Below are 13,650 nucleotides of genomic sequence, written 5' to 3' on the forward strand. Positions count from 1 at the left end.
ATCTTGACATAGAAATGAATTTTAGTGTTTTAAAACTATTCGATGGACTCTACAATCCCACCCCCCTTAACCCCGAACTCCCTATCACCCCACCAGGATAACCCAGATGCATTACTCGTGCAGAAGACTCGGATGGGAAACACCGAGGCTTACCTAGGGTCAGTCAGCCTCGCCTGGGTTGCTGAACGAGTTGGCTTCGCCGCAGAACTCCCCCTGTTCCAACAGCAGCGAGACCCCAAAACCGCCAACATCTCCATCAACGCCGAAACCATTGATACCCTCTACCAACGTCCCCTCAACTGGTCACGGCAAGCCCCTCTAACACAATATCTCGCCGGACGGCGCGATCGCAAATTCCCGCCCCTCCTCGCCGTCATCAGTCCCGACTGGGTAGACAACCCCCAAGCCAGCCAATGGGGAGACGACGGACGGGCCAAACAAGCCGCCGCAGACCTAACCCCCTTAGATAATATCCCACAACTTGCCCTCCTCAACCTCCCCCCCTCCATCTCCATCTTCGCCTTAGACGGACAACACCGTCTCATGGGAATCCAAGGATTGATGACCCTACTGCAAACCGGAACCCTGCAACCCCTCAGCCGCAGCAACAACAAAAGTGGAACCCCCCTCAACCTCGACCGCCTCGCCGCCGCCAACAACACCACCCCAGACGCCATGCAGGCCTTAGCCAATGACACCGTGGGAATTGAATTAATCCCCGCCGTCTTAACCGGAGAAACCCGAGAAGAAGCCAGACAGCGTATCCGGTCCATTTTCGTCCATGTCAACCTCATGGCCGTCAAACTCAGTAAAGGTCAAGTCACCCTATTAGACGAAGATGACGGATTTGCCATTATCAGCCGTCAAATCGCCGTCACCCATCCCCTCCTCCGCGATGACGACAGCCGTCCCCCCCGCATCAACTGGGATGGAGTCAGCGTCTCCGCCAAATCCCAAGTCCTCACCACCCTACAGGCCTTGCGAGACATGACCGTTGGCTACTTAACTCCTCGCTTCCCCCATTGGCTAGCCGCATACCCCGGAACCATTCCCCCACGTCCCACCGCCGACGACTTAGCCGAAGGACTCTCTGAATTAATGCGTCTCTGGGATGGCTTAGGGACGCTTCCGAGTTACAAACGCATGGAACTCGGAGTTGAAACCCTTTACCTGAGACGGTTTAGCTTTGAAGCCGGTGGAGGCGAGGGAAATTTTCTCTTTCGTCCCGTCGGACAAGTCGCCTTAGCACAAGCCTTGGGAATTGTCATCTTTCAACGTCATCTCTCCGTAGTTGAAGCCTTAAAGCGTCTCCAGAAATTCGACGATGACGGTGGATTTCAGTTCATGGAACTTCCTCAATCCTTGTGGTACGGCGTCTTGTATAATCCCAATAAACGCCGAATTCGCGTCTCAGGCAAAGACCTCGCCAAGAAACTATTAATCTATCTGTTGGGAGGAATGCAAGAAAATCAAGAGATTGCTGATTTACGGCTAGAGTTAGCAAAGGCTCGTACCTTCGAGAATCGCGCCGTCAGTTTTGAGGGTAAGTTTGTAACCCCTCGGGAAGTGGGAATGCCGAAGATGATTGAATCGTAAATTCCCAGGGAAAACTCAAGAAATGCCGGCAATTTGCCCAGCTGGGTTTGATGGAGTGCCGAAACTACCCGTAGTCCCATTTCAGAATCCCCTGAACAGCTTTATTTTTTTGTTTCAAGGGTTGACAACAATCCTGAAACACGGTTACAATGGAAGCATCAAACAACCAAGTCTGAAACTTCTAGTTCCAGGATGCACCGAATTTCTGGGTAGAAGGATGAGGCTTCGCCGGCCCGGTGCGGCCGGCGCAAAGCCAAACATCTAAGCTGCGCGCTTTTATTTTTCCCTGAGAGTTGATGAAAACATCAACTCTCAGGCTTAGTCCTAATCCCCAGCCTCAACGGAGAGCCAAAAAACGATCCGTAGCATCCAGCAACGCCGAGCGAATCCCCGGTTCACTGACCGAATGGCCCGCATCAGGAATCACAATCAACTCCGACTCAGGAAACGCCTGATGTAACTCCCAAGCCGATCGCAGCGGACAAACCACATCATATCGACCCTGAACAATCACCGTGGGAATCTGACGAATCCGCTGCACATCCTCAAGTAACTGATTCTCCCGCTCAAAAAAGCCCCCATTGACAAAATAGTGACATTCAATGCGAGCAAACGCCTCGGCGAACCCCTCACGGCCGAACTTAGACCGGACATCGGGATCAGGAAATAACTTACTCGTACTGCCCTCCCAAATCGCCCAGGCCCGAGCCGCCTCAAGCCGTACCTGACGATTCTCACTGGTCAAACGGCGATGATACGCCGCCATCAAATCCCCCCGTTCTTCTTCAGGAATGGGTTTAAGATACTCCTGCCAAGCCTCCGGGAAAATATAACTGGCTCCCTCCTGATAGAACCAGCGTAACTCCAGAGGACGCAACATAAAAATCCCCCGTAAAATCAACCCAGTGCAGCGTTCTGGGTGAGTTTCTGCGTAGGCCAGAGACAGAGTACTGCCCCAACTACCCCCAAACACCAGCCAACGCTCAATCCCTAGATGAGTCCGTAAGCGTTCAATATCTGCCACCAAATCCCAAGTCGTATTCTCCCGTAACTCCGCGTGGGGAGTACTGCGACCACAGCCGCGTTGATCGAACAAAATCAAACGCCAGTCCTGGGGATTAAAAAACTGGCGATACATGGGAATACATCCCCCACCTGGACCCCCATGTAGGAAAATTGCTGGTTTCCCCTGCGGATTGCCGGACTCCTCATAATAGAGAGTATGGAGATCAGATACCTGTAATGTCCCCGTAGTATAGGGGCTAATCGGGGGATAAAGATTGCGCATAAATCCTAAAAGACCGGTTAATCGGGAAAACGATAAACTGCCAATAACTGCTGATAGCCCATTTTCCCCCAATTTCGAGCAAATTGCTATGACCTCACCCGAATCTAAACCATCTTTAGTCGATCGCCCCCAACTGATCCAAGACCTGCGCAATAGCCTCCGTCCCGGACAACAAGAAATGGGAGACTGGCAGAACGGTCCCCTCGCCGTCTCCGCCGTTCCCGGTTCCGGAAAATCCACCGGAATGGCCATCGCCGCCGCCCTCACCATCGCCCGACAACGACTCCATCCGCGCCATCAACTCCTCATCGTCACCTTCACCCGCTCCGCCGCCGCCAACATCAAAGCCAAAATTCGCCAGAACCTAGAACTCCTCAAACTCCCCAAATGGGGCTTTTCCGTCTCCACCATTCATGGCCTGGCCTTCAAAATTGCCGGTCGTCATCCCGAGCAATCCGGCCTGGATCTCAACCAACAAACCCTCATCGAAGACAATCATAACCAGCGTCTCATCCGCAGCTGCGTCGAACAATGGATTAATGAGCATCCCCATCTTTATCAACCCCTCATCACCGGAATTGAATTTGACGGCGAGGAAGCCGAACAACTCCGTCGCCAATCCGTCCTGAGAACCGACGTTCTGCCCAACCTGGCCCAAACCGTTATCCAAGAAGCCAAATCCTCAGGACTCTCCCCAGACCAAGTCGCAGCCCTTGGCCAACTCCAAGCCGACCCCTATTCCATCCTAGAAATTGGCGCTCATCTCTACGACCTCTACCAACAGCGACTGCGGTCGCAGCAACTCATCGACTACAACGACGCCATTCTCGCTGCCCTCAACGTCCTTGACGACCCCAACATCCGAGAACACTGGCAACAGGAAACCTTCGCCGTCTTTGAAGACGAAGCCCAAGACTCCTCCCCCCTACAACAACAACTCCTCGACATCCTAGCCCAAACTCCCGACGGAACCCCCAATCTCATCCGGGTGGGTGACCCCAACCAAGCCATCAACTCCACCTTCACCCCCGCCGATCCCATCTATTTCCGCCGCTTTTGTCATCAATGCCACCAACAGCAACGACAGACCACCATCCAACGGGCCGGACGCAGTAGCCCCATTCTCATCGAAGCCGCCAACTTCACCCTCACCTGGATTAACCAACAGTGGCGCCAACAGTTCCAAACCCCGCCTCATCCAGGCCACGCTTCCCTTCCCTTTGAAGTCCAATTCATCGAAGCCGTCACCGCCGATGACCCCCAACCTAACGCCAACCCAGCCCCCATCGCCGGAGGCTTACAACTGCATCGTCCCTTTGATATCAGCGAAACCGTCGATCGCCTGGCCCAAACCCTAACCGATCTCTTCGCGCAGCATCCCCAAGCCACCGCCGCCGTTCTCGTCCGTCAAAAAAATCAAGGGCAGTTCATCGCCAGCGAACTCAGCCAACACCACCATCATCTCAATATCTATCATGTCGAAGCCGAACAACGACTCTCCGGCATCCCTCTAGAGATGTTGAACCTGCTGCAATTCGTCCATCGTCCCCATTCGGGCGAAGCCCTCAAAGGGGCCCTAGAAGTCTTCGTGGGTCGTCAACTCATCCCCCGTCAAGACCTCGATCGCCTCGCCAGCCTCCCCGAGCGATTCCTCTATCCCACCATTCTCGAACCCCCCCAACCCCCCGAAGTCAAAGCGGCCCGTCGTCTCTGTTGCGCCCTCCTGCAAGCCCGCCTGGAACTGCCCCAAACCCATCTCATCGGCTTTTTCGCCCTAACCCTAGACTATAGTGCCAGTGAACTGGCCACCGCCGACAAACTCAACGAGCGACTCCTTCAGCAAACCAGCGATCGCCTCTCCCTCGGAGAATTCCTAGACAACCTCTTTAATCTCGTCACCAGCCAACCGTTCGATCGCGTTGACACAGACTTATCGGACTCTCAATATACCCAACCGGGGCGACTGACGATTCTCACCATGCACAAAGCCAAAGGACTAGACTGGGATTTTGTCTTTCTCCCCTTTCTCCACGAGAACATGATTCCTGGAGAGTTGTACGTCAAGCCTCAAATCCAATTCCTGGGCAACTTCACCCTCGAAGAAGTCGCCCGAGGACAACTACGCCAGCATCTCTGGAACCGAGACGCCCTCGACCACGAACCCAGTCAAGACTGCCAAAGCTACGATGACTATTGGCAACTGGCCGCCCAACTCAAACAAGCCGAAGAATATCGCCTCTTTTACGTTGCCATGACTCGGGCCAAACGCCTTCTCTGGCTATCGGCCGCTAAAGACGCCCCCTTTACCTGGAACAAGACAGAAAACCTACAAGCCATACCCGCCTCCCCCCCTTTCAACGCTCTCTGTAACAAGTACCCAGATGCTATTCACCCAACAAAGACTGAATAATAGACAACCGAAAATCTACAGTTTTACACCAAAAAACGCAATCCAGGACTTGCTTATATTGCCTTTTGTTGTGTTATTCAATATGTCTAATCAAGGCAAGTACAAACCCTCCCGCCAAGCCCCTAAAGTGCCTGGGCCCGTAACCAAGCCACCGGCAAACAGAGCGCCTTGCGCCAACTGGGCACATAGGCCCGTTGGCTGAACACATCATAATCATTGCGTTCAATTTCCGTGAGGATATTGCTGTAGAGGATTGTGGCCGCCCAAACCGGGAGACGGGCATCGGGGCTGAGGGCGCTGATACCCTGTTCCGCCTCTAGATAGTACTTGCGGGCCCGTTGAATCTCGAACTGCATCAGGGCTTGCCAACGGTCATCCGTCACCCCTTCCAACAAATCCCGTTCCGTATAATCAAACAGCGCCAAATCCTCCAGAGGCAGATAAATCCGTCCTCGGCGAGCATCTTCCCCCACATCTCGGAGAATATTCGTTAACTGATTAGCAATCCCCAGGGCGATCGCCTCCTGAGTAGGATGATAGGGGCCATCGGCCCAGGGAGCGGTGGATGCGACTCGGTTAATCCCCATTACCCCTTCCGACATTAAACCCACCGTTCCCGCTACCCGGTAACAATAGAGTTTTAACTCCTCAAAGGTTTCATAACGACTACGATAGAGATCCATCCGCTGTCCCTCAATCATGTCGCGGAACGGCTGAATCTCTAAGGGAAACCGTTGTAGCGTATCCGTCAAGGTCAAGTCCAACTCATCTTGAGGATGACCCGCAAAAATGGCTTCTAGACGGGCCTCCCACTGATCGAGAGTTTCTGGGGTCGTTTGCTTCGCATCCGGGCCATCAACCAGCTCATCCGTGCGGCGACACCAGACATAAATTGCCCAGATAGCACGGCGTTTCGCTTCGGACATCAACCGCGTTCCCAAATAAAAAGTTTTGGAATACTTAGCGGTGATTTGACGGCATTCCTCGTAAGCCTCCTCAAGTGACAGGCGCATGGTGACCTTGGGCGGGGATTTAGGCAGTTGCAGCATTCGTCGCAGGCTCGACAGTCAAAGATTGGGCAGAAGTTCCTGGGGTCGCCCCCTGGGTTTGGAGATCGGCATCGATCGCCTGCGCTGTCAGCTTACCAGAAAGCACAGCACCTTCCATACTCCCGAGATACTGTTGCAGGGTGAAATCCCCAGCCAAATAGAAGTTCTCAAGAGGGGTTCGTTGAACGGGGCGATGTTGCTGACGACCGGGAGTCGCCTTATACACAGAGCGAGGAGTCTTCACCACATGAGACTTCAAGAGGGTTGCCGGAGACTCGCCGCCAAAGTGTTGTGGGAAGAGTTGTTTCAACTCCGTTAAGGTTGCGGCCACAATCTCGTCATCGGATTTGCTAATCCAATCTTGGGCCGGTGCCAATACCAATTCCAACATGGACTTGTCAGGATTTGCATACTCCCGACAGGTATTGCTCATGTCAGCATACACGCTCAAGAGGTCGGAACGGGAGAACAGAAGATGATCAATATCGGTGAGTTTGCGATCAAACCATAAATGTAGATTAATCACCGGAACCCCCTCTAGGCCCTCAAGTTGTTTGAAGTAGTCCAACTCACGCCAGGGGTCAGGTAATAGTAGCTTCAGGGGGTCAACGGGCATGGCCGAGACATAGATATCGGCCTCAAGCTGCTCATCAGCCGCTCCGTCTAAGCCGCGAATCAGGAAATTCTCAACGTTCCCATCGTCCTTGAGTCGAATCTCTTTCAAGGGAGCCTTGAGACGAACCTGACCGCCCCGAGCTTCAATGTACTCCACCATCGGGTCACAGAGCCGTTCCGTGGGCGAACCATCTAAAAACGCCATCTTGGAGCCGTTTTTCTCTTGTAAAAAACGGTTGAGAGCCGTTAGAATGATGGTGGCAGAAATCTCATCAGGGTTAATGAAATTTAACGCCTTGGACATGGCGATAAAGACCTCTTTTTCTACCCGTTCGGGGACATTTTGCCGCTTCAGCCACTCTGAAAAGGAGTATTGATCCATCTCCTCGACATAGCTTTGACCCTTCACGATAGCCGGAAGTAAGCCAATACCGAAGCGAATTTTCTCCGCCCAGGTGAGCATATCATTGTTGCGAAGAATCGCCACGAGACCATTGACCGGAGCCGGTAAATCTGGAAAGTCAAACCTTGAGTAAGTTCCAGGAGTTTCCGGTTGATTGAAAATCATCGTGTGTTCTTTCCACTGAAGACGATCCTCAATCTCAAGTTCTTTGAACAGTTGCAACATATTCGGGTAGGCCCCGAAAAAGATATGTAGCCCCGTCTCATACCAATCTCCGTCCTCATCCTTCCAGGCAGCAATTTTGCCCCCAAGGACATCGCGGCGTTCTAGGACGACGGGGGTATGACCCCTATCGACAAGATACTTGGCACAAGATAGTCCTGCTAAACCGGCTCCGGCGATCGCAACTCGCATTAACGTTACTAACCTCTCGGTGACTAAACAATTTGCCCGATTCTCATTATATGTTGCAATCCGTTACAAATCACAGAAAAAGCCCAACTTTGAGCAAAACCATCCTAAACACAGAAGGTCAACCGTTGCACTCAGGGGGATTACACCAACACTGAGGCCCCAGAAAAATCTCTCCGCCATAAATCCGGATTATCACCCAGCGGCGGTGAAGGAACCAATATGCGATCGCCATTTCCCCATTGACTATGAGCCTTTCTCCCCCCTCAACTCGCCCCCATCCCCATCATCCCCCAACCAAGCACCCCAGTGAGACCTGTCGCCTCTGGGAACAAGAATGCTTGCGGGCCTGGCTAGAAATGAAACAGGACATCACCGATGTCAAGCAACAGCAACATCCGCCTCAGCCAGAACTCAGCCGTCGTAACATCACACTATGACGAGTGGCTTGAGTCTGTGGGGTCACAAACGCGTCAATCGTGACCAACTCAAAGCCTTGTAAGCCTTGCTGTAAATCTTCTTGCTCCTCATCTCGCCATTGGCCACGATACAGAACCGCCCAGCCTCCCGGTTTCAGCCAAGAGCGAGCATAGCCCAAACACACCGAGGGCGCCGCCACCGCTCGTAACAGCGCCACATCATAGCCCCCTCGATAGGGCCGTAACGCACCTAAGGTTTCCGCCCGACCAGCGATCGCCTGCACCTGAGACAACTGAAGATGAGCGATCGCCGCCTGTAAAAAGCGCACCTTCTTCTGAGTCGAATCCAATAGCGTCAGAGACCAATCCGGCCGGGCGATCGCCAGAGGAATGCCCGGAAACCCGCCCCCCGTACCAATATCGACCAGACGAGGACTGTCCGGTAACGGCACCTCACCCGAGAGAAACGGCAGCACCCCTCGTAGGGAATCCCAGAGATGCTTCTCCCAAAAGTCCATGGGTTCGAGAATCCGCGTCAAATTGGCGCGACGGTTCCCCTGCACCACACAATCATAAAACCGTTGAAACTCAGCCTGCATCGTTAAGGTCATCGGCCAAGCCAAACTCCCCTCCCAGACCTCAGACGGCAGGGAGGGAGTAGTAGGATCATCAATCAGGTCAAACTCCACCATTAGAGACTAAAACGGAATATCATCCGATAGCGGTTCATCGGGAGAAGAGCCTGGGGTGGCTGGATTGATGGGAGCATCCATGGGAGCGTTCACCGAGGTATTAATCGGCGTAACCGGGGCCGGAGATGGCATCGAGGCTCCCGGTGGAGGAGTCATCGGGGCCACTCCCCCAGTCGCGTGAGAGATTAGGTGAATCCGCTGAGCCGTTACCTCAGCCCGTTTCTCACGGAAACCCTCCGGGCGCTCAAACAAAATCATACCCAAACGGCCTTCAATCACCACGCGATCGCCACGATGGAAGTTTTGGGGGACAACCTCAGCTAACTTCCGCCAGGCCACCACCTTGAGCGTTTCCGGTGCATCCCCATCTCGGAGTGGGTCAATCTGCACCAATAACTCGGTAACTGCCGTCTGACTATCACTTGTGTATCGCAGTTGCGGATCTTGAACAATCTCCGCCATGAAAATACAGCTATTCATTGCACTAAATTCTTCACAGTTCAGGGCATCCTGAGAGCGACTCAAGGCAGCGAGGCGAGGAACCGCTGACCCAAACTCTGAGCCATGGTCTCCTCAGCCTCTCAGCTTACCTCAATCTGTCTCCGGGATGCCAGTCTAGATCTCATCTAGGGGTAAATTCTGGCCCCCCTGTTGTTGTTCGACAAACTTCTGAATCCGGCCCCGATAATCCAAAAGCATCTCATCAACCCAATCGCGATCGTCACCATTGGCGAAAATATGCACCACGGGTTCCCCTGCATCCGGTAACACCAAGATCCAGTTATCCGACTGAGGCTCACAGACTTTTACCCCATCGGTTAACTCAATCCGGTCTGCCGAGTGGGTTTCCACCATATGACGCATCAAGGCCCCCTTCGCCGTCCAGGGACAACGAATGGTCTGACAGCGGTGATACACCCGGGGGAGTTCCGCGCGAATCTGTCCGAGCGATCGCCCTTGCAGGGTTTCCATCTCAATCAACTTGGCGATGGAGAACATGGCATCAAAGCCGGGGTGTAACTGCGGGAAAATAAAGCCCATTTCCCCACTTCCTCCCAAGACCACATTGGGGTTGGTATGGCAGGCCTCCATCAAGGCCGTGGGATTGGCTTTAGTACGAATCACCTGGCCGTCATGACGGCGAGCAATCTGTTCAATGGCACTCGATGTATGGACCGGAACCACCACCGTACCCCGAGGGTGAGCGGTGAGAATCATATTCACCATAAAAGCGGTCAGTTGTTCACCGCGAATCGGTAAACCGGACTCGTCGACCAGAATAAACTGCTCCCCATTCGCAGATACCTGGGCCCCAAAATTAGCCCGTAAGGCTTCCACCACTTGCCCCAACTGGGTCAACAGCCCTTCCCGCTCCTCATTAGCCAACGCCAACTGATTGAGGCTCGCATTCAACACCACCGCATCACTGCCAAACTTCGCCAACAACACCGGTAGAATTGCCCCGGACACGGCATAGGCATAGTCGATGACAATTTTACTGTTGCTGTGACGAATCGCCTCAACATTGAGTAACTTCTCAAAGCCCGTGTTGTACATCTCCAACACTTGACTGGGATAGGTCATATCACCGATTTCGGCAATTTGGGCCCGTCTGATGTCTTCCTTGAAATACCCCCCTTCGATTTTTTTCTCCTTAGATTTGGTAATATTAATGCCATTGGCATCAAAAAACTCAATCAAAATCGAGTCGGAGCGATCGGGATGAATCCGCACATGAATCCCGCCTGCGATCGTGGGACGGGACGTCATACCATTGCGGGAAGCCCGAGCAAAGGAACGGGACAGGGGAATGGCCGTCGCTTCCAAGTTTTGCACATTGACCCCAACGGACATAATGCCCGCAATAATTGACCGCGAAACCATGCGCGAAATACTCCGCTGATCTCGGGACACCACCACCTGTTCTCCCTGTTTCAGGCTAGAGCCATAGGCGGCCCCCAACTTGACGGCAAACTCGGGGGTAATATCAATGTTGGCTAAACCACTGACCCCTCGCTGGCCAAACAAATTACGCCGGGCCGTTTGTCCCCAAATCAGGTTAATGTTCAAAATCGCCCCCGACTCAACTTTCTTACTCGGCCAAATACGCACACCAGGGCTAATTTGTGCTTCTTCTCCCACGGTGGAGAGGGGACCGACGACAGCACCTTCCAAGATATGGGCCCGGCGATCAACGCGAGTGCCGCGACAGATAGTACAAGCACGTAAATGCACCTCATCGCCGATAATAGCACCGTTCCAAATGATAGGACGCTTGAGATCCGCATCGGCACCGATGGTGACGTTATCCCCAATCACGGTTCCGGGTTCAATGTTGGTGCGCGGGCCAATGCGGCAATTTTCCCCAATTAGAACCGGGGGCTTGATTTTAACGCTGTCATCGATAAACGAGTTTTGGCCCACCCAAACCCCAGGTTCTCGTTCTTCATAGGGATAGGTGATCGCAACCTTACGGTTCAAGGCATCATACTGAGACTCACGATAGGCTTCAAGGTGGCCCACATCACACCAGTAACCTTCGGCAATGTAACCATAGAGAGGTTCCCCTTTATCCAGCAGGGTGGGAAATAAATCCTTCGAGAAGTCACATTCTTGGTTAGAGGGCAGATACTGGAGAACTTCGGGTTCTAAGATGTAGGTCCCCGTGTTCACCGTATCGGAGAAAATTTCGGACGCGGAGGGTTTCTCCAAGAAGCGAACAATTCGCTGTTGTTCATCGGTAATCACCACCCCAAACTCAATTGGGTTAGGGACATGCTTGAGGACGAGAGTGGCTTTAGAGCCTTTTTCTCGGTGAAAGGCGATCGCCTCTTGCAGATCGAAGTCGGTGATGGCATCACCACTAATGACAACAAAGGTATCATCCAGCAAGTCTTCAACGTTCTTGACGCAGCCAGCGGTTCCCAGAGGTTGTTCCTCTTCCACCGCATAGGTCATCTGAACGCCAAAGTCCTTACCATCCTGAAAATAATCCCGCATCACATCGGGAAGATAATGAACCGTTGCAATAACTTCTGTAATATTGTGACGCTTGAGGAGATTGAGGATATGCTCGGCGATGGGGCGATTTAGGATCGGCACCATCGGCTTGGGAAGGTCACAGGTCAGGGGACGTAGACGTGTTCCTGATCCTCCAGCCATTAACACTGCTCGCATAAGCACTCCTTATTAAATTACGTTTTTTTCCAAATCATACAGTTTTCGGGCGGTTCCGAGGCTTTTGAGGGAAAACGGCTCTGCGGTCTAGGTTAGAAAACCTGGATGCCCAGATCTGCCAACTGGGGGTCAGCGTGAGTGATCAAACTGGGATCTCACGTTGGGGACTTATCAAATCGGGGACTATCAAATGGGTATCTCAAACAGCTTCAAGGGGAGATGGATTGGGTTAAAGATCGTTTTGGTTATCGCTGAATTTTCTATCCATGTCTGCCTCCTAGACTACCACGAGCCTCAAGTCTCCGGGCAAACCCCACGCTGAGCGGAGATCGCCCGTTCATACAGTTGTCCGGCTCGCTGCCAAGTAAACTGCTCTTCGACATAGGCCCGTCCCTGCTGGGAGAGGTCCTGACGCAAGCTCTCGTTCTCAAACAGATGGCTGATGGCCTGAACATACTCGGGAACCTGATTGGCCCGCAAGGCCCGCTGGGGAACGCTCTCCCCATCCACGTCTAACCCTTCCAACGCGGCATCACTTCCCACAATGGGGGTTCCGGCGGCCATGGCTTCGAGGGTTTTGTTCTTAATCCCATAGCCGATACGCATGGAGACGACGCAAACGGTGGCTTGGTGCAGGTAGTCGGACATGGAAGGAACGCGTCCCGTTACGGTGACTCCCGGAACCTCGGCGAGTTGTTGTACCTCTGGGACGGGATTCGACCCGACGAGGGTTAGGGTGGTGTCGGGATAGCGCGATCGCACCTGGGGGTAAATCTCCTTAACTAAGAAGGTCACGGCATCGATATTGGCGATATTATCCATGGCCCCCACGAAGGTGAGACGGTGACCACCGGGGTCCTGCGATCGCATGGGGAACAACTCGACATCTACCCCATTAGGAATCACCATAATGCAACTGTCGGGATTAAACTGTTTCATCTGAGCCCCATCTTCGGGGGTGGTGACGACGATATTACTGAATTTCTGACAATAGCGATTCTCGTAGCGAAACAGCAGAGGGAGATTGAGGCGATCGCGCAGGGGATGTTCGGCGGTTTCGGTGTCCAATTGTTGCTGACAGGTTCCAAAAATGGAACTATGGACATTGACGATGGTTTTTAGGCGATCGCCCCATTGAGGCCGGACAAAGGTTTCATTAACACTATGTTCACAGGTAATGGCATCATAGTCGCCGGAGTTAACGGCTTCATCAACCCAAGCTTGCATCTCCTGGGAATAATAGGACAAGACACTCGGCGGCGTTCCCCCCAGAAAAAAGCCAGCAAAGCGTTTGGCTTTGTCTAATGCTCCTCCTGCTAAGGCTGGAGGACGCTCAAATAGCACCAGTTTACTCACATACCCCCGCAGGGCCTCAATTTCTTCGTCGGTCACCCCCGCCTGTCGCTGGGTGACTAAGGTAACGGGATGATATTGATTTAAATATTTTAATAAGTTAAAGGTCCGCACTTGGGTTCCCCCCCGACTCGGCGGATAGGGAAATGTCGCCGATAGGCTTAAGACATTCATAACGGTTTCGGGCTTCGAGGTTTTTTCTATGGTATCAGGGGGGGGAGGGGCAGTAGGCAGTAG

Annotated in this window: 10 protein-coding genes; 3 read left to right on the forward strand and 7 right to left on the reverse strand. The window is 53.0% G+C overall.

Annotated features, from left to right (window positions below; translation table 11 throughout):
* Positions 1–117: 117 nt before the first annotated feature.
* Entirely contained in the window at positions 118–1,596 is a 1,479-nt protein-coding gene (locus L855_RS12745) for a DGQHR domain-containing protein (RefSeq protein WP_246198848.1), read from the forward strand.
* A gap of 337 nt (positions 1,597–1,933) precedes the next feature.
* On the opposite strand, the gene pip is transcribed toward L855_RS12745, so the two are convergent.
* Entirely contained in the window at positions 1,934–2,884 is a 951-nt protein-coding gene (pip, locus tag L855_RS12750; protein WP_159788575.1) for a prolyl aminopeptidase, read from the reverse strand.
* An 88-nt stretch (positions 2,885–2,972) separates the two neighbouring features.
* Between pip and L855_RS12755 the strand changes: the two genes are divergently transcribed.
* Positions 2,973–5,294 carry an ATP-dependent helicase gene (locus L855_RS12755; protein ID WP_159788577.1) on the forward strand — a complete coding sequence of 774 codons (2,322 nt, stop codon included), beginning with the start codon at positions 2,973–2,975 and terminating at the stop codon, positions 5,292–5,294.
* Positions 5,295–5,416: 122 nt separating this feature from the next.
* Here the strand turns inward: L855_RS12755 and crtB are convergent, their stop codons facing one another.
* Both crtB and pds read right to left on the reverse strand, forming a co-directional pair.
* Positions 5,417–6,343 carry a 15-cis-phytoene synthase CrtB gene (gene crtB, locus L855_RS12760; RefSeq protein WP_159788579.1) on the reverse strand — a complete coding sequence of 309 codons (927 nt, stop codon included), beginning with the start codon at positions 6,341–6,343 and terminating at the stop codon, positions 5,417–5,419.
* Positions 6,327–7,775 (reverse strand): 15-cis-phytoene desaturase, encoded by a 1,449-nt coding sequence (gene pds, locus L855_RS12765; RefSeq protein WP_159788581.1) that lies wholly within the window; start codon positions 7,773–7,775, stop codon positions 6,327–6,329. The genes crtB and pds overlap by 17 nt, the downstream gene beginning before the upstream one ends.
* Positions 7,776–8,020: 245 nt before the next feature.
* Here pds and L855_RS12770 point away from each other — a divergent pair, with 245 nt between their 5' ends.
* The gene (locus L855_RS12770; protein ID WP_159788583.1) at positions 8,021–8,212 is read left to right on the forward strand and encodes a hypothetical protein; all 192 of its coding nucleotides are present in this window, start codon (positions 8,021–8,023) and stop codon (positions 8,210–8,212) included.
* On the opposite strand, the gene rsmG is transcribed toward L855_RS12770, so the two are convergent.
* The 4 genes from rsmG to L855_RS12790 all read right to left on the reverse strand — a co-directional run bounded on the left by rsmG (position 8,176) and on the right by L855_RS12790 (position 13,587).
* Positions 8,176–8,883, reverse strand: coding sequence for a 16S rRNA (guanine(527)-N(7))-methyltransferase RsmG (gene rsmG, locus L855_RS12775; RefSeq protein ID WP_219729915.1), 708 nt, complete (start codon positions 8,881–8,883; stop codon positions 8,176–8,178). The genes L855_RS12770 and rsmG overlap by 37 nt on opposite strands.
* 6 nt (positions 8,884–8,889) lie before the next feature.
* Positions 8,890–9,363 carry a single-stranded DNA-binding protein gene (locus tag L855_RS12780; RefSeq protein WP_159788585.1) on the reverse strand — a complete coding sequence of 158 codons (474 nt, stop codon included), beginning with the start codon at positions 9,361–9,363 and terminating at the stop codon, positions 8,890–8,892.
* A gap of 135 nt (positions 9,364–9,498) precedes the next feature.
* A complete protein-coding gene (locus L855_RS12785) occupies positions 9,499–12,060 on the reverse strand; it encodes a mannose-1-phosphate guanyltransferase (protein ID WP_159788587.1) in 2,562 nt (853 codons plus the stop codon).
* Between the two features lie 294 nt (positions 12,061–12,354).
* The gene (locus L855_RS12790) at positions 12,355–13,587 is read right to left on the reverse strand and encodes a glycosyltransferase family 4 protein (RefSeq protein ID WP_159788589.1); all 1,233 of its coding nucleotides are present in this window, start codon (positions 13,585–13,587) and stop codon (positions 12,355–12,357) included.
* Positions 13,588–13,650 lie beyond the last annotated feature (63 nt).

The organism is Sodalinema gerasimenkoae IPPAS B-353, from assembly GCF_009846485.1.
Taxonomy (GTDB): domain Bacteria; phylum Cyanobacteriota; class Cyanobacteriia; order Cyanobacteriales; family Geitlerinemataceae; genus Sodalinema; species Sodalinema gerasimenkoae.

Coding starts and splice junctions, on each gene's coding strand:
- pds (WP_159788581.1), bottom strand. CDS start 7,775: ATGCGAGTTGCGATCGCCGGAGCCGGTTTAGCAGGACTATCTTGTGCC.
- L855_RS12770 (WP_159788583.1), top strand. CDS start 8,021: ATGAGCCTTTCTCCCCCCTCAACTCGCCCCCATCCCCATCATCCCCCA.
- L855_RS12785 (WP_159788587.1), bottom strand. CDS start 12,060: ATGCGAGCAGTGTTAATGGCTGGAGGATCAGGAACACGTCTACGTCCC.
- L855_RS12790 (WP_159788589.1), bottom strand. CDS start 13,587: ATGAATGTCTTAAGCCTATCGGCGACATTTCCCTATCCGCCGAGTCGG.
- L855_RS12755 (WP_159788577.1), top strand. CDS start 2,973: ATGACCTCACCCGAATCTAAACCATCTTTAGTCGATCGCCCCCAACTG.
- rsmG (WP_219729915.1), bottom strand. CDS start 8,883: ATGGTGGAGTTTGACCTGATTGATGATCCTACTACTCCCTCCCTGCCG.
- crtB (WP_159788579.1), bottom strand. CDS start 6,343: ATGCTGCAACTGCCTAAATCCCCGCCCAAGGTCACCATGCGCCTGTCA.
- L855_RS12780 (WP_159788585.1), bottom strand. CDS start 9,363: ATGAATAGCTGTATTTTCATGGCGGAGATTGTTCAAGATCCGCAACTG.
- pip (WP_159788575.1), bottom strand. CDS start 2,884: ATGCGCAATCTTTATCCCCCGATTAGCCCCTATACTACGGGGACATTA.